A 15,092-nucleotide genomic window follows, 5' to 3' on the forward strand; every position below is an offset into this window, starting at 1 on the left:
CACAGTGGCCCGGGTCGAGTCGTCTCAGCGGCCCGCGAAATCCGCTGGGCCAGAGGGGAGCCGAACGATATGAGCACAGTTCTGATCGCCGGCGGCACGGGCGCGCTCGGCAAGCTGATCGTCGAGCGGATGCGACCGTCCGGCCACGAGATCCGGGTGTTGTCCCGGCGCCCCGGAGCCGGAACCCACGTCGGCGACCTGGATACCGGTGCCGGTGTGGCCGAGGCCGCCGCGGGAGCCGAACTCATCGTGCACGCCGCCTCGGATTTCCGGCGCGCCGGGCGGCACGATCGCAAGCACACCGAGAATCTGCTCGCCGCTGCGGGCGATGCCAAGCACCTGCTGTACGTGTCGATCGTCGGCATCGACCGAATCCCGTTCTCCTACTATCAGAACAAGCTGGCCTGTGAACGCCTGATCGCCGGCAGCGGTGTCCCGCACACCATCCTGCGCGCCACCCAGTTCCATGAGCTGATCGCCTTCGCGCTGCGCACCGTGGAGCGCTGGCCGATCGCGCCGCTCCCGACCGACTTTCGCTTCCAACCCGTCGCAGCCGCCGACGTGGCGACCAGGGTCGCGGAACTCATCGACGGCCCGCCACTCGGCCACGCGCCCGATTTCGGCGGCCCGCACGTACACACCCTCGCCGAACTCACCGAGACCTGGCGCGCCCTACGCGGCCGCCCCACCCGGACGATGCGTCTACCAGTCCCGGGTCGGGTCGCCGGCGCCTTCCGGGCCGGCGCCAACACCTGCCCCGATCACGCCGACGGCACCCAGACCTGGGCCGAATACGTCGAGTCCGAGCCGGCCGCCGCGTACCGCCTACGCGGGTAAGCAAGGATGCCCGCGAAGACTCGGCCTACTCGGTGTCCAAGGGTTCCCGCTCGGGGCGCGGCACCGGCACCGGCACGTCGAGGTAATGCAGGTCCGAGCCATCGGCCCGGATGCGGGGATCGGCGTGCGCCGATGCCGTATCGCGCCACGCAGCAACAAACGTCAACCACCTGGTCAAGACACCCATGAGCCCAGCATGGCAGAACCGCGTGAGCGACGGCCCACGCAGCATCACCTCACCTGATGGCATATGCCTTCAGTTTGACTCCATGCGAGAATTGCGGATAACTTCTCTCATGGGTGCCCGGGACGCGGGCGCTGCGGCGACTATGCACAGCCCTCGGGAGTATGGATGGATTTCGACTGGTCGGAGGCCGATTCGGCCTTTCGGGAAGAGGTGCGGGAGTTCCTGCGGGAGAAGCTGACGCCGGAGCTGCGGGCGGCGGGGCGTTTGGCAACGAGCGTTTATCCCGACCATGAGGCCAGCATGCGGTGGCAGCAGATTCTGCACGAGCGTGGCTGGGCCGCGCCCACCTGGCCGGTGGAGTACGGCGGCTGCGACTGGACCCTCACCCAGCACTACATCTTCAACCGGGAGCTGGCGCTGGCCGGTGCGCCGCCGCTGTCGCCGATGGGCATCCGGATGGTGGCGCCGGGCATCATCGCCTTCGGCACGCCCGAGCAGAAGCAGTTCTTCCTCAACGGCATCCTCACCGGCGAGGTGTTCTTCTGCCAGGGATACTCCGAACCCGAGGCCGGATCCGATCTCGCATCGCTGACGATGAGCGCGGTCGAGGACGGCGACGATTTCATCTGCAACGGCAGCAAGATCTGGACCACCCACGCCACCGAGGCGAACTGGATCTTCTGCCTGGTCCGCACCTCGCGCACCGGCAAGAAACAGCAGGGCATCACCTTCCTGCTGATCGATATGACCTCGCCGGGCATCGAGGTCAGGCCGCTGGTGATGACCTCGGGCGAGCAGGTGCAGAACCAGGTCTTCTTCGACAATGTGCGGGTGCCCAAGCGCAATGTGCTGGGTCGCGTCGACGAGGGCTGGTCGGTCGCCAAGTACGTGCTCGTGCACGAACGCGGCGGCGCGGCCGCGCCTGCCCTGCAGGTCATGGCGCAGGAACTGGCCGAGGCGGCGGCCGAGCAGCCGGGACCGGACGGAGGCCCGCTGATCGACGACGCCGGATTCGCCGCGCGCCTGGCCGATGCCCGCATCCGCGCCGATGTGCTGGAGATTCTCGAATACCGGACGATCTCGGCGCTGTCGCAGGGCCGCGACCCCGGCCCGGCCTCGTCTATGCTGAAGATCCTCGCCACCGAACTGAGCCAGCAGCTCACCGAACTGGCGTTGCTGGCAGCCGGACCGCGCGGACGGGCCTACCAGCCGCACGCCACCAAACCAGGTGGCCCGATTGCCGAGTTCACGCCACCGGCCGATGGTTATCACGGCGGACCGCAGTGGCAGGCCGTCGCGCCGCTGCGTTATTTCAACGACCGCGCGGGTTCGATCTACGCGGGCAGCAACGAAATTCAGCGGAACATTCTCGCCAAGGCAGCATTGGGGCTCTGATGGACTTCTCACTCACCGATGAACAGCAGTTGCTGCGCGATTCCGTCGCGGGGTTCCTGACCGCGCGGTACGAGCTGGAGAAAAGTCGCAGCGCGGCCAAATCCGTGGCCGGCTGGCAGCCCGAGATCTGGCGCGGTTTCGCCGAGGAGCTCGGCATTCTCGGCGCGACGCTGTCCGAGCGGGTCGACGGCATGGGTGGCGGTCCGACCGAATTGATGGTCATCGCCGAGGAATTGGGCCACGCCCTGGTGGTGGAACCGTTCGTCGACACGGTAGTGGTCGGCGGCGGATTGCTGTCACGGGCCGGCGGCGAGCGGGCCGACGCGGTGCTGCGGGAAATCGTCGCGGGCAGCGCGCGTACCGCCTTCGCAAGCCTCGAGGCCTCGGCGGGAGAATCCGCACACGATATTTCGCTCACCGCCCGCAAGGACGGCGACGAATGGGTGCTCGACGGTTCGAAGATCGTGGTCACCAGCGCCCCGCTGGCCACGCATCTGATCATCAGCGCCCGCACCGGCGGCGACCGGCGCGATCGTGACGGCGTATCGCTGTTCCTCACCGAATTCGACGCCTCGTCGCCGTCGGCGGGACTCGAGGTGCACAGCTACCGCACCATCGACGACCGGCAGGCCGCCGATCTCACCTTCACCGGCTTCCGCCTGCCCGCCACGGCCTTGCTCGGCGCCGAGGGCGAGGCGACCGCGATCATCGAGGCGACCCTGGAAGAGGCGATCGCCGCGGTGGCCGCCGAATCGGTCGGGCTGATGCGCAAGGTCGTCGCCGATACGGTCGAATACAGCAAACAGCGTCAGCAGTTCGGGCAGCCGATCGGCCAGTTCCAGGTATTGCAGCACCGCATGGTGGATATGTATATGGAACTCGAACAGGCCACGGCCGCCGCGTATTTGGCGGCATTCGCGTTGTCTGCCTCGCCGTCGGAAAGGGCTCGCGCCATTTCCGCAACGAAGGTCACCATCGCGCGTGCCGCGCGTTTCATCGGCCAGCAGTCGGTGCAATTGCACGGAGCGATGGGCATGACCGAGGAACTGGCCATCGGCCACTATTTCAAGCGGCTCACCGCGATCGAGAACGAATTCGGTTCCAGCGCCTACCATGTGAACCGCTACGCCCGCCTGACCAGACCGTGAGAGCCCGCGCTGCCCGGATCCGCCGCCGGGCAGCGCGGCATTCGGCACCGAAACCTAGCAGTCCTCGAATGCCGCCTTGACGTAACCGGCGGACTGATAGAGATAGTCGTAGGCCCAGCGCGCAGGCGAAAGCTTCGGCTTCGGATCCACGAAAAGCAGTTCCCCGGACCAGCATTCGCCGAGAATGTAACGGGCACGGGAAATATGCGGTGTGAACGTCACCACGATGACGCGCGTCCAGCCCTCCTCGCGCGCACGCCGAGCCAGATACCTGCCCTCACCACGGGTGGTGCGTGGCTCGGGGTCGAAGCATTCCACGTCGAAGCTGTATCCGCCATGGCAGATCCGGTTGACCAGCGCACTGTGTTCGTACGGATTCGACACCAGCACCCGCGCCGCATAACCGTCCCGCGCGAGCGTCAGACCCAATTCCTCACGCCCGTCGTGCGCGCCGCCGAGGATTAGAATCGCGTCGGCGGGCGCGGGTTGTTCGGTCTGCGGCCGCACATACACCGGCCACAGCGCGACTGTGACGATCGCGAGCACCACGCAGACGACCAGCACAGTTCCGCCGATCCGCCGCATCGCCCGATCCTATCCGGGCCGTGCGCCAGCGCAGATAGACACCGCGGCGGGCAAGCACGCGCCCTCCACGTGCGGGCTTGACCTTGATACCGGTATCAAGGCTTACCTTCGCATTCATGAGCACATTTCCGGCTCTGGCATTGATCGACGGGCAGCCCGCCGACCCCGACGCACTGGTTTCCCGCGCATTCGCCGGGTTCGCGCATTTCACCGCGATGCAGGTGCGCGCCGGGGCCGTGCGCGGACTCGACCTGCACCTACGCCGGTTGGTCGACGCGTCCCGGCAGCTGTTCGGTGCCGAACTCGCACCCGAACGCTTCCTCGACGACCTGCGGACCGCGGTCGCGGCGTCCCCGCCCGATCTGTCGCTGGTGCTCACCGTGTTCGACTCCACCGGAGAATTCACCAACGGCTCCGCCGAGCCGTCGCTGCACACGCTCATCCGGACCGCCGTCCCCGCGAACGGTCCGCGTGGCCCGCTCTCGCTCGCGATCGTCGAACACGAGCGGTTCATGCCCGAGATCAAACATGTCGGTGAGGGCGCCAAGACCTACTACATGCGCCGCGCCCGTGCCGATGGCTTCGATGACGTCGCGTTCGTCGACCGGCAGGGGCGGCTGTCCGAGGCCTCGATCTGGAATCTCGCGTTCTGGGATGGGGACGCCGTCGTCTGGCCGGAGGCTGCCGTGCTCACCGGCACCATGATGGGCACGGTTCGCCGACAGCTCCAGGCGGCCGGGGTGCCACAGCGGACCGAGGTGGTCCGGCCGGCGGACGTGTCCGGTTTCCGTGGCGCTGTCGTCCTCAATTCGTGGACACCGGGGATCGCGGTGGACCGGATCGGCGACGCCCGGCTGGGCGCCTCAGCGGAGCTGGCCGAAGTGCTGCACACCGCCTTCGAATCGGAGCCGCCGGTTTCCCTCGTCGGTTGACCAGCTCGCGCCCGGACCGGCTTCCGGCCCTACCGGCGACCACAGGCAAACCCGCAGTTCAAGCGAGTTTCCACTCCCTGTACATCTATTGTTGCCCGGACTCTTGCCTCGGTGTGGCGGAGTAGCCACCGGCGCGGCTTACCAATCGATCATGCGATGCACAGTCTTCGGAACCGGGTACCTGGGGGCCACGCACGCCGCGTGTATGGCCGAACTCGGGCACGACGTGATCGGGGTGGATGTCGATCCGGGCAAGGTCGCGAAGCTCTCGGACGGGGTGGTGCCGTTCTACGAGCCGGGGCTGGAGGCGGTGCTGCGCCGCAACCTGGACGCCGGACGACTGCGCTTCACCACCTCCTACGAGGAGGCGGCCGCGCATGCCGACGTGCATTTCCTCGGCGTCGGCACGCCGCAGAAGAAGGGCGAATACGCCGCCGACCTGAAATACGTGCACGCGGTGATCGACACGCTGGCGCCGATGCTCGAGCGGCCGTCGGTGATCGTCGGCAAGTCGACGGTCCCGGTCGGCACCGCCGCCGAACTCGGCGCCCGCGCCAGGGCTTTGACCTCCACCGATGTCGAAGTGGCATGGAATCCGGAGTTTCTGCGCGAAGGCTTCGCGGTGCAGGACACGCTGCGCCCGGACCGGCTGGTGCTCGGCGTCGACCGCGACCGCGCCGAATCCGCCTGGGTGGAACAACTGCTGCGCGAGGTCTACGCCGATCTGATCGCCGCCGACATCCCGTTCCTGCTGACCGATCTAGCCACCGCCGAGCTGGTGAAGGTATCGGCGAACGCCTTTCTGGCCACCAAGATCTCGTTCATCAACGCGGTCTCGGAGGTGTGCGAGGCCACCGGCGCCGACGTCACCGTGCTGGCCGACGCCCTCGGCTACGACGCCCGCATCGGCCGCCGCTTCCTCAATGCCGGTCTCGGATTCGGCGGCGGATGTCTGCCCAAGGACATCCGGGCGTTCATGGCCCGCGCGGGTGAACTCGGCGCCGACCACGCGCTGACCTTCCTGCGCGAGGTCGACAACATCAATATGCGCCGCCGCACCAAGATGGTGGATATGGCCGCCAAGGCCTGCGGTGGATCGCTGCTCGGCGCGAACGTCGCGGTGCTCGGTGCGGCCTTCAAACCCGAATCCGACGATGTGCGCGATTCGCCGGCGCTCAACGTCGCCGGAATGATGCAGCTCCACGGCGCCGTGGTCACCGTGTACGACCCGAAGGCGCTGGAAAATTCTCGCCGGGTGTTCCCGACCCTGAACTACGCCACCTCGGTCGCCGAGGCCTGCGATCGCGCCGACGTGGTGCTGGTACTGACCGAATGGTCCGAATTCACCGCGCTGCGACCGCACGACCTGGATCCGGTGGTGCGGTCGCGGTCCATCATCGACGGCCGCAACTGTCTCCTACCGGCCACCTGGCGGGAGGCCGGATGGGTGTACGCGGGGCTCGGCACACCGTAGAGTTGCCAGTCGAGGCGGGGGCCATCAGGTAAACGGCCAGCACTGCCGCGAACTCCGCGGATCACGGTCGGTAGGGTTCGTGGACGAGCCGCCGCGAGTAGACGGTGCGGGCTCACATGTCGTGGAGCGGGAAGATGAGCAGCTGATGGGTTCGGTACTTGGAGTTGCGGTGGGGGCCTGCGCCGTTCGGCTGGCCCGCCCCCACACCGGGTACCAGCACGAGCATCTGGCCGCGCAGTCCTTCGACCTCCAGACCGTTCCGGTAGCCGAGCAGGACCCGGCCGAACTCACCGCCCAGGCCGTCGGGGTGACGCTCGAGGCGTCCCCCGATATCGCCGCCACCGCCATCGCCTACCGCACCGACCAGCAGGCGAGGGCGCTGCGCGCGGCCATGGCCAAACAGCAGGTCACCAACTACGAGCTGGTTCCCGAACTCAACGCGATCGTCGAATTCGCCGAGCGCAGCGGCGATATCCGCGGCGCGTCCATGCTGGTCGTCTACGACCTCGGCAGCTCGGGGCTGTCGGTGAGCATCGTCGACGTCGAGACCAGGCAGGTCCGCCACACCGAACGCACCAGCGATATCAGCGGCGACTACATCGACTCGCTGATCCGCGAACAGCAGATCGCCTCCGGGCGCATCGCGCACCCGCACGACCCGTCCGGGTTGGCGCAGCTGGACGCGCTGTGCAGGCAGGCCAAGGAACAGCTGTCGAGCAATACCGCGGTCGCGCTACCCAGCGAACAAGGCCTGGTGCTGTTGGCGCAGGAGAACTTCGAAGCGCTGATCACGCTGGCGGTGGAGTCCTCCGCGCGGATGACGCGCGAGGTGGTGATGCGCTCGGGCATGCCCGTCAACGGTGTGCTCGTGGTCGGCGGCGGCGCCCGGATTCCGCTGGTCGCGCGGGTTCTGGAGCATTCGCTCGGGCTGCCGGTGGTGGTTCCGGAGGATCCGGAGACGGTCGCCGCCCGCGGTGCGGCGCTGCTGGCCCGGGCCGTGCGCGCGCCCCGTCCGGTCGCGGTGGCCGCGCATCCTGCACCGGCGCCGGTCTTCGACGACGATGAACTGGCGCCTTCGTGGCTGTCGGCGCCCACCGAACGCCGGCGCGGGCGCCGCGAGATCAGCGGTGCCGCATTGACGGTGAGCGCGCTGGCCGTGGTGGCCGCCATCGGTCTCGGACTCGGCTACGGACCGCAGGTGCTGGAAGGCGATTCCCACACCAGCGAGGGCAATACCTCCCCGCTGCCCACCACGCCCTCACGCGCCAGCGCCCCGCATCCGCAGACCGCTGCGCCCACCACCACCGAGGCCGAGGAGGCGATCGCCGTGCCGCCGCCGCAGCGTCGAGGTCCGGTGGAGCCCGAACCCACGACCGTCGGACCCAACACCATCGTGGTGGTTCCTGGACTGCCGCCGATCATCGTTCCGACCATCCCGCCGCTGTTCCCGCCGCCTCCGCCGCGCTGAGCGGAGTTCGCCTGTCGCCGGCCGGTTGGTCATCGGCGCTGCGGATTCCCGGATCCGAAGGGCCCACGCGGCAGCACTGCGAGCGAGCTGACCGACGGCGCGTCTTCGCGTCCCGCGATCGCTTGATCATCCGCAGTGGGGAGTCCCGGATCCGAATGGCCCACGCGGCGACTCTGCGACCGAGCTGACCGGTGTCGGGCCTTCGCGTGGCGCGGCCGGTTGGGCCCCTGCGGTCCGGGTCCGAGGGCCCGCGTCAGTAATGCGAGCGGGCTGATCGGCGTCAGGCCTTCGCGTGCCGGGGCCGGTTGGTCACCTGCGGTGCGGGTTTCGCCGAGCCGAACGGGCGCGCGAGCAGCACCGCGATACCGGTGGTCAGGGGCACCGACAGGGCCAGTGCGATACCGCCGACGGCGGACCGGGCGATCTCGATCGCGACGGCGTCGCCGACCAGGACGTCACGGATCTCTCGCCCGGCGACGCTGAACAGCAGCAGCAGCGGCAGTGCGCCACCGGCGTAGGCGAGCACCAGGGTGTAGACGGTGCTGGCGATGTGGTCGCGGCCGACGCGCATGGCGGCGGCGAAGATCTCTCGCCGCGAGGCGCCCTCGTCCAGCGCGGCCAGCTCGAAGGCGGCCGAGGCCTGTGTGATGGTGACGTCGTTGAGCACACCGAGCGAACCGATGATGAAGCCCGCCAGCAGCAGTCCGGTGATGCTGACGTGTTCGAGGTAGGTGGCGACGTTGGTGTTCTGTTCCTCGGACAGGCCGGTCAGGTCGGTGACGCCGATGGCGACCCAGGACAACACCGCCGCCAGCACCATCGAGGTCAGGGTGCCGAGCAGTGCCGAACTGGTCCGCAGGTTCACCCCGTGCGCGAGGTAGAGCACCGCGTACAGGATCAGCGAGCCCGCGACCAGCGCGACCGGAATGGCCGGTTTGCCGTCCAGCAGGGCCGGCAGCATGAACATCACCAGCACACCGAACGCGAATCCGAGTCCGAGCAGTGCGCGCAGTCCGCGCCAGCGGGCGACCGCGATGATCACCACGACGAAGGCCAGCGCGATCAGCGTCAGCGGCAGGCCGCGCGCGTAGTCGTCGAAGGAGTAGAGCGGGGTCCCGTCGGGCGCGGTCTGCCGGACGATCCGAATGTGGTCGCCCGCCTTCAATTCCGGTTGCCCCGGCCCCGGCGCGATCTCGAGCAGCGTGTGGTTGCCCTCGTGCGGGCCGGATTCGATGGCGATCAGACTGCGCTGGCAGGTATAGGCGTTGGTGGCAGGCGGGTCCGGCTTGTCCGCGAACACCTTGCCCAGCGACGGACTACCGCAGGCCCCCATGTCCTGCAACACCACCGTCCCCGCCTCGGTCTGCACCGCCCCACCCCCGGCGTTCTGCATCGGCAGCGGAATATCCACCTGCTGCTCACTCGGCCACAACGCGATGGTGGCGATCACCACGACCACCCCGATGACCGCTAGTAACCCGACAACGACCCGCGCAGCGGTAGCCCCGATAGCAATCGGCCCGGAGTGATCATGATGGTGATGGTGGTCGCTCACGCGCCGAGCTTAATGGACGTGATTTTCAAGAGCAGCGGGAGCAGCCAAGACCGCCACGAAGACCAGCAGATGTGGTGCACAACCCCTATTGCCGACCGCACCAACCAAACTCGCGAGATCTGCGAATAGTCCCATCGGACACGACCAAACTCATCCCGCCACCAACCGCCGCCGCAAGCTTCAGAAAAGATGCCCAGCTGGTCTTTCACCCACCGCACCAACTGATCTCGCAAGATCCGGGTAACTCACCGGGTACGGGCTAACTCGCCCTTATGCCTAACCGCCGCCCGCCAACGCAAGGAACCCCGCGCCTAAGTCTGGCCAAAAAATCCCGGAGAGGCGGAACTGCGGACCGGCCGGCGGAGAGCAGGGGGATGTCTCCGCCGGCCGCAGGGTGGCGCCCAGGGGGGGTAGGCAGCCTGACCCACAAGGTCGGCTTGTCCAGGGGGGGTAGACAACCCGACCGGGCGCTCGAAAGCGCCGATGCCCACTGTACACAAAAGAACTTGTTTTGCGCTAGTAAGTCTCCAAAAACCGCGATTACTCGAACATGAAGTCTGTTTTCACCAGAGGAACCAGGGTCTGGCCCCGTTGACGGTGTTCGGCTACTGGCGGTAACTGGACAGGAAGTTGCCGAAGCGTTCGATGGCGACGGCCAGGTCACGGGCCCACGGCAGGGTGACGATCCGCAGGTGGTCGTGGTTGGGCCAGTTGAACCCGGTGCCCTGAACCATCAGGATCTTCTCCTGCAACAGCAGGTCGAGAATGAGCTTGGCGTCGTCGTAGATCTCGTACACGTTCGGGTCCAGCCGCGGGAACGCGTACAGCGCGCCCTTCGGTTTGACGCACGAGACGCCGGGGATCATGTTCAGCCGTTCCCAGGCCACATCGCGCTGTTCCAGCAACCTGCCGCCGGGCAGGATCAGGTCCTCGATGCTCTGGTGTCCGCCGAGTGCCACCTGAATGGCGTGCTGGGCGGGGACATTCGGGCACAACCGTGACGAGGCCAGCAGGTCGATGCCCTCGATGAAGCCGGCCGCATGCTCCTTCGGGCCGGTGATCGCCAGCCAGCCGGACCGGTAGCCGGCCACCCGGTAGGCCTTGGACAGGCCGTTGAAGGTCAGGCAGAGCAGGTCGGGGGCGAGCGTGGCCAGCGAGATGTGCTTGGCGTCGTCGTAGAGGATCTTGTCGTAGATCTCGTCGGCCAGCAGCAACAGCTGATGCTTGCGTGCCAGGTCGACCAGCTGCTGCAACACCTCGGTGGAGTACACCGCACCGGTGGGGTTGTTCGGGTTGATCACCAGCAGCGCCTTGGTCTTGTCGGTGATCTTCGATTCGATGTCGGCGATATCGGGCTGCCAACCGTTGGACTCGTCGCACAGGTAATGCACCGGCGTGCCGCCCGCCAGGCTGGTCATCGCGGTCCACAGCGGATAGTCGGGGGCGGGGATGAGCACTTCGTCGCCGTTGTTCAGCAGCGCCTGCATGGTGATGGTGATCAGCTCCGAGACACCATTGCCCAGGTAGACGCTGTCCACGTCGAGCTCGGGGAAGCCGGGCACCAGCTCATAGCGGGTGACGATGGCGCGCCGGGCCGACAGGATGCCCTTGGATTCGGAGTAGCCCTGGGCGTACGGCAGCGCCGCGATGATGTCGCGCATGATCACATCGGGGGCCTCGAAACCGAACGGCGCCGGGTTGCCGATATTGAGCTTGAGGATGCGATGCCCCTCGGCCTCCAGCCGTGCCGCATGCGCGAGTACCGGTCCACGGATCTCGTAGACGACGTCCTGCAGCTTCGTGGATTGCTCCAGAACACGCGGCGGGCGATGATGATGACCAGTGCTCACCGCTCCATGGTGCCATCCTCGGGATTTGCTTCTCCGACTCCCCGCCCCGTCATCCCGTAGGGTGACCGGCGTAACTGCGGGTGGAGGAGACCGGGTTGGACAGCGGAAACGGCGGGGCGGACGGGGCGGGTCAACCAGGAGGGCCGAGCGGGGCGAGTCAACCAGGCGGACCGAGCGGGACGGGTCAACCGGGCGGACCGGGCCGACCTGTCGAATCAGGCGGACCGAGCGGGCGAGGTGGACCGGGCGGGCCCGACGGGCCGATGCAGCCGGGCGCGCCGATGCCCTACCCCACCTTCGCCGGGCCGCAGCCACCATCCCCACCTCGCGAGCCCGGACGTCGCCGTATCGCCCTGATCAGCGCGGCGGTCGCGGCTGTGCTGGTGATCGGCGGTGCTGGGGTGGCGATCGGTGTCGCGATCGGCGACTCACCGGCTGCCGAGCAAACCCAGCCGACGCAGACCCAGCCGACGCAGACCGAGCGGCGGACGCCGGATACGCGAGCGGCGGCACAGCGGGCGGCGTGCGATTTCGCTGCCCTGATGTCCACCTACGACTATCGCGATCTGGATTCCTACCAGCGGGCCATCGACGCCGGATCGACCGGAAGGTACAAAACCGACTTCAACAGCGCATTCCCCCAGGTGCGCGAGCTCATCGTCCTGACACAGATGTCGTCGACCAGCAATGACGTCCAGTGCTCGTATCAATCCGGCGATGACAAGCGCGCCGAGGTGAGTGTTCATTCCGAGCACACCGTGACAAAAGCCTTCGAGGCTCCCCAGACGGTGCGTCAGGAACTGACGGTGATGATGGAACAGGTCGACGGGCGATGGCTGTGCTCCGGGATGGAGCCCACCCAGCCGAAGTAGCAGCGTTCACCCCGGCGAACCCGCCGCGAGCCCGTTCGCCGCGGTGGTGCCGCAGAACTCCTCGATGCGCTCATCGAGCGCGGCGGCCTCAGTGGCGCCGTCGAAGGCGGGGGCGGCGAGGCGGCGCCGCACACCGGTCAGCCGTTCCTCGAGCTGGGCGATGCGTTTGTCCTCGGCCAGGCCGAGCACCGGGTGCAGGGCCTCGGTGGCGCCGTCGAGGCTGCCGTTGATCAGGTGCGCGGCGGCCGAGTCGACTCGCGCCAGGGCCTCGGCGCCGTAGGAGCGCTGCCAGGCTGGGCCGGTGGAGTACAGCTCGATCGCCTGCTCGGTCGCGGCGAGGGCGGGTTCGGCCATGCCGAGATGGATATAGGTGGCGCCCGCGTAGTACTGCGCCTTCGCGTCCGGGAATCCGAAGACGCCGCCGACGCCGTCGTGCAGGGTGTCCGAACCGGAGCCGCCGCGGGCGTCGGTGGCCGCGCGCAGGCAGCGCTCGGTATCGGCGGCGCTGCCGATCTTGGACCAGATCCTGGCCTCGATATTGCTCAACCGCACCCGCGCCGTCGCCGAATCGGCGAATTCCAATCCGCTCTGGGCCAATTCGACCGCCCGGCGGGGCCGCTCGGACCAGTACTCGATGAGCGCGTGCATGCCGCGGGTCCACGCGCGTAATCCGTTGTGCCCACATAATTCGGCGTAGGCCCTGGCAGCGCGGATCTGTTCGGCGGCGGCGTCGTAATGGCCGAGATCGGTGCTGGCGTTGGCGAGCAACCCGGACAAGCTACCCGCGAGCAGATACAGATGACTGGTATCGGCGGGACGCTGCTGCCCCTCCAGCAACCGGTACACCCGCCGCCGCACCCGCAGCATCTCCACCATCATCGGGACCGGCGGAATATGCACGTAGTCGTTGGCGATTCGGGTGACGTCGGCGTCGAGCTGTTCCAATGTCATCGCGCCGATATTGGTGCTCTCGGCCCGGCTCGCGTGTTCACTGGCCTCGTGGGCAGCCGCCATTATCAGATCCCTCTCCGAAATCGCTGCTAACGCATCGCCTCTCACCGCGCCGGCGTCTATGAGGTCCAAGAGTTCCGCGTCGCTGGAATAACTGCTGTGCGCCGAGTCGCCGGCTCGCGCGTCGAATCGCGGTGTGGCGGGCTGACTGATCAGCTCCGCGAACCGTGCCCGCACCACATCGTCGGACCTGGCCAGGGAGGTATCGAGCGCGGCCTGGTTCACCGGGCGCGGATGCACCCGGCTGCCGCCCGCTTCCCATTTGGATACCAGGCGCTGATGCACCCCCAAATGGGCGGCAAACTCCCGGATACTCATCCGCATGGCGTCGCGCAGCGCCCGGGTCTCCTTCCCTGACCACTGCCGGACCACGTTGTCTTCCCTTCGAACGAAACGTCCTCCACAGGTTACGAGCAAATTGTGAGCGCTGCCACATGCCTTTTCGACCCGAATAACTGGCAGCGCAAGGGCAGTGGAACGCCGGCGTGTAGGCGCTTGTGGCGCGCCGGGGATTACCGCGAGCCTGGAATCGGTGGCGAATCCGACTCCGACCGGCCCGGCGTCAGCGGGCCAGGGGGCTACGCGATGAACGTGGAAAAACTCAGGACGATCGACGATTGGGCGGCCTTCTACCGGCACGAATTCGGGCTGGTGGTCACCGAACGCGGCGGGTTCGTGATGCTACCGATCACCGCACGGGCCTGCGTGATTCATCTACCCACCTGGCGGGCCGAGAAGGTCCGCGCGGCCCTGGAACAGCAGGGCGTGCGAGTTCCCATGCTGGCCAGGCAGATCCGCTGGAGCTTTCTGGCCACCCCCGACAGCAGGCCGGGCGCGCAGATCATGGAGGTGCTCAACCGCCTCGACATCGGCATCCCCGCCGTCGGCAGCGCGGTCATGCTGCCCACCGGCCTCGGCCGCTGGACCAGGGAAGGCTGTCACTGGGTCGAACCACCCGAGCGGGGCAGGCCGCTGCCGCCGTTGTCGACGATCGTCACCGCCGCCCTCGCGGTCGGTTCGGATCGGCCGGACTGATCGCGGCCGCGCTCGGCCCGAGCGCATAGACGAGGAAGCTGTGCGCCGGGCCGAGCGGGGGCGGGTGTCAGCGGTCCAGGCTGGGCAGCGGGAAGTTCAGGTACGCCTTCGACGGCGTCGGGCCGCGCTGACCCTGGTATTTGGAGCCGGTGGTGGCGCTGCCGTAGGGGTTCTCGGCGGGGCTGGTCAGGCGGAAAAGGCACAGCTGGCCGATCTTCATGCCCGGCCACAGCGTGATCGGCAGGTTCGCCACATTCGACAGCTCCAGCGTGATGTGACCGCTGAAACCGGGATCGATGAACCCGGCGGTGGAATGGGTGAGCAGGCCGAGCCGGCCCAGACTCGACTTACCCTCCAGGCGACCGGCCAGATCGTCGGGCAGGGTGCACACCTCGAGGGTGGAGCCGAGCACGAACTCGCCCGGATGCAGCACGAACGGCTCACCCGGCGCGGGCTCGACCAGGCTGGTCAGCTCGTCCTGCCGCTGGGCCGGGTCGATATGGGTGTATCGGGTGTTGTTGAACACCCGGAACATCCCGTCCAGGCGCACGTCGATGCTCGACGGCTGGATCAGGTTTTCCTGGAACGGCTCGAGCCCGAGACGCCCACCGGCGATCTCCGCGCGGATGTCACGATCGGAAAGCAGCACGCGAACGAGCGTAAAGCAGCACCCGCACGGGCGGGCTGCCAGGCCGTCGGCAGCCGGTCACCGGGAAGTTGTCGTACCCCCGGTGCATCATCGG

Annotated in this window: 14 protein-coding genes; 8 read left to right on the forward strand and 6 right to left on the reverse strand. The window is 67.7% G+C overall.

What is annotated here, in order from left to right; translation table 11 throughout:
* Positions 1-69: 69 nt before the first annotated feature.
* Complete coding sequence (locus FEK34_RS23705; protein ID WP_138451138.1) at positions 70-837, forward strand: SDR family oxidoreductase; 768 nt, start codon at positions 70-72, stop codon at positions 835-837.
* Between the two features lie 25 nt (positions 838-862).
* On the opposite strand, the gene FEK34_RS30145 is transcribed toward FEK34_RS23705, so the two are convergent.
* On the reverse strand, positions 863-1,024 hold the full coding sequence (locus FEK34_RS30145; protein ID WP_171048356.1) for a hypothetical protein: 162 nt from the start codon (positions 1,022-1,024) through the stop codon (positions 863-865).
* A 165-nt stretch (positions 1,025-1,189) separates the two neighbouring features.
* Here FEK34_RS30145 and FEK34_RS23710 point away from each other — a divergent pair, with 165 nt between their 5' ends.
* Both FEK34_RS23710 and FEK34_RS23715 read left to right on the forward strand, forming a co-directional pair.
* Positions 1,190-2,419, forward strand: a complete 1,230-nt coding sequence (locus FEK34_RS23710) for an acyl-CoA dehydrogenase family protein (RefSeq protein ID WP_138451141.1) — start codon at positions 1,190-1,192, stop codon at positions 2,417-2,419.
* Entirely contained in the window at positions 2,419-3,567 is a 1,149-nt protein-coding gene (locus tag FEK34_RS23715; RefSeq protein WP_138451143.1) for an acyl-CoA dehydrogenase family protein, read from the forward strand. Before FEK34_RS23710 ends, FEK34_RS23715 begins: the two co-directional genes overlap by 1 nt.
* A 54-nt stretch (positions 3,568-3,621) precedes the next feature.
* Here the strand turns inward: FEK34_RS23715 and FEK34_RS23720 are convergent, their stop codons facing one another.
* The gene (locus FEK34_RS23720) at positions 3,622-4,152 is read right to left on the reverse strand and encodes a YdcF family protein (RefSeq protein WP_138451145.1); all 531 of its coding nucleotides are present in this window, start codon (positions 4,150-4,152) and stop codon (positions 3,622-3,624) included.
* A gap of 116 nt (positions 4,153-4,268) precedes the next feature.
* On the opposite strand from FEK34_RS23720, the gene FEK34_RS23725 reads away from it, so the two are divergent.
* The 3 genes from FEK34_RS23725 to FEK34_RS23735 all read left to right on the forward strand — a co-directional run bounded on the left by FEK34_RS23725 (position 4,269) and on the right by FEK34_RS23735 (position 8,026).
* Positions 4,269-5,084 (forward strand): aminotransferase class IV family protein, encoded by an 816-nt coding sequence (locus tag FEK34_RS23725; RefSeq protein ID WP_138451147.1) that lies wholly within the window; start codon positions 4,269-4,271, stop codon positions 5,082-5,084.
* Positions 5,085-5,235: 151 nt separating this feature from the next.
* A complete protein-coding gene (locus tag FEK34_RS23730; protein ID WP_138451149.1) occupies positions 5,236-6,558 on the forward strand; it encodes a UDP-glucose dehydrogenase family protein in 1,323 nt (440 codons plus the stop codon).
* Between the two features lie 145 nt (positions 6,559-6,703).
* A complete protein-coding gene (locus tag FEK34_RS23735; protein WP_171048357.1) occupies positions 6,704-8,026 on the forward strand; it encodes an Hsp70 family protein in 1,323 nt (440 codons plus the stop codon).
* Between the two features lie 280 nt (positions 8,027-8,306).
* On the opposite strand, the gene FEK34_RS23740 is transcribed toward FEK34_RS23735, so the two are convergent.
* Together FEK34_RS23740 and FEK34_RS23745 are read right to left on the reverse strand one after the other, a co-directional pair.
* Positions 8,307-9,581: a YibE/F family protein gene (locus tag FEK34_RS23740; RefSeq protein WP_138451152.1), complete on the reverse strand. Its 1,275-nt coding sequence runs from the start codon at positions 9,579-9,581 to the stop codon at positions 8,307-8,309.
* Between the two features lie 605 nt (positions 9,582-10,186).
* On the reverse strand, positions 10,187-11,431 hold the full coding sequence (locus tag FEK34_RS23745; RefSeq protein ID WP_138451154.1) for a pyridoxal phosphate-dependent aminotransferase: 1,245 nt from the start codon (positions 11,429-11,431) through the stop codon (positions 10,187-10,189).
* A 377-nt stretch (positions 11,432-11,808) separates the two neighbouring features.
* Here FEK34_RS23745 and FEK34_RS23750 point away from each other — a divergent pair, with 377 nt between their 5' ends.
* Entirely contained in the window at positions 11,809-12,303 is a 495-nt protein-coding gene (locus FEK34_RS23750; protein WP_138451156.1) for a hypothetical protein, read from the forward strand.
* 6 nt (positions 12,304-12,309) lie between these two features.
* Here the strand turns inward: FEK34_RS23750 and FEK34_RS23755 are convergent, their stop codons facing one another.
* On the reverse strand, positions 12,310-13,686 hold the full coding sequence (locus FEK34_RS23755) for a helix-turn-helix domain-containing protein (RefSeq protein ID WP_138451160.1): 1,377 nt from the start codon (positions 13,684-13,686) through the stop codon (positions 12,310-12,312).
* A 213-nt stretch (positions 13,687-13,899) separates the two neighbouring features.
* Here FEK34_RS23755 and FEK34_RS23760 point away from each other — a divergent pair, with 213 nt between their 5' ends.
* Positions 13,900-14,349, forward strand: coding sequence for a hypothetical protein (locus FEK34_RS23760; RefSeq protein WP_138451164.1), 450 nt, complete (start codon positions 13,900-13,902; stop codon positions 14,347-14,349).
* A gap of 67 nt (positions 14,350-14,416) precedes the next feature.
* Here FEK34_RS23760 and dcd read toward each other — a convergent pair whose 3' ends face one another.
* Positions 14,417-14,998 carry a dCTP deaminase gene (dcd, locus tag FEK34_RS23765; protein ID WP_138451167.1) on the reverse strand — a complete coding sequence of 194 codons (582 nt, stop codon included), beginning with the start codon at positions 14,996-14,998 and terminating at the stop codon, positions 14,417-14,419.
* Between the last annotated feature and the right edge of the window lie 94 nt (positions 14,999-15,092).

This window comes from Nocardia cyriacigeorgica, from assembly GCF_005863245.1.
Lineage (GTDB): Bacteria > Actinomycetota > Actinomycetes > Mycobacteriales > Mycobacteriaceae > Nocardia > Nocardia cyriacigeorgica_C.

Bases quoted from the DNA above. Each gene is read 5' to 3' on its own strand.
- FEK34_RS23705 (WP_138451138.1), top strand. From the start codon at position 70: ATGAGCACAGTTCTGATCGCCGGCGGCACGGGCGCGCTCGGCAAGCTG.
- FEK34_RS30145 (WP_171048356.1), bottom strand. From the start codon at position 1,024: ATGGGTGTCTTGACCAGGTGGTTGACGTTTGTTGCTGCGTGGCGCGAT.
- FEK34_RS23710 (WP_138451141.1), top strand. From the start codon at position 1,190: ATGGATTTCGACTGGTCGGAGGCCGATTCGGCCTTTCGGGAAGAGGTG.
- FEK34_RS23715 (WP_138451143.1), top strand. From the start codon at position 2,419: ATGGACTTCTCACTCACCGATGAACAGCAGTTGCTGCGCGATTCCGTC.
- FEK34_RS23720 (WP_138451145.1), bottom strand. From the start codon at position 4,152: ATGCGGCGGATCGGCGGAACTGTGCTGGTCGTCTGCGTGGTGCTCGCG.
- FEK34_RS23725 (WP_138451147.1), top strand. From the start codon at position 4,269: ATGAGCACATTTCCGGCTCTGGCATTGATCGACGGGCAGCCCGCCGAC.
- FEK34_RS23730 (WP_138451149.1), top strand. From the start codon at position 5,236: ATGCGATGCACAGTCTTCGGAACCGGGTACCTGGGGGCCACGCACGCC.
- FEK34_RS23735 (WP_171048357.1), top strand. From the start codon at position 6,704: ATGGGTTCGGTACTTGGAGTTGCGGTGGGGGCCTGCGCCGTTCGGCTG.
- FEK34_RS23760 (WP_138451164.1), top strand. From the start codon at position 13,900: ATGAACGTGGAAAAACTCAGGACGATCGACGATTGGGCGGCCTTCTAC.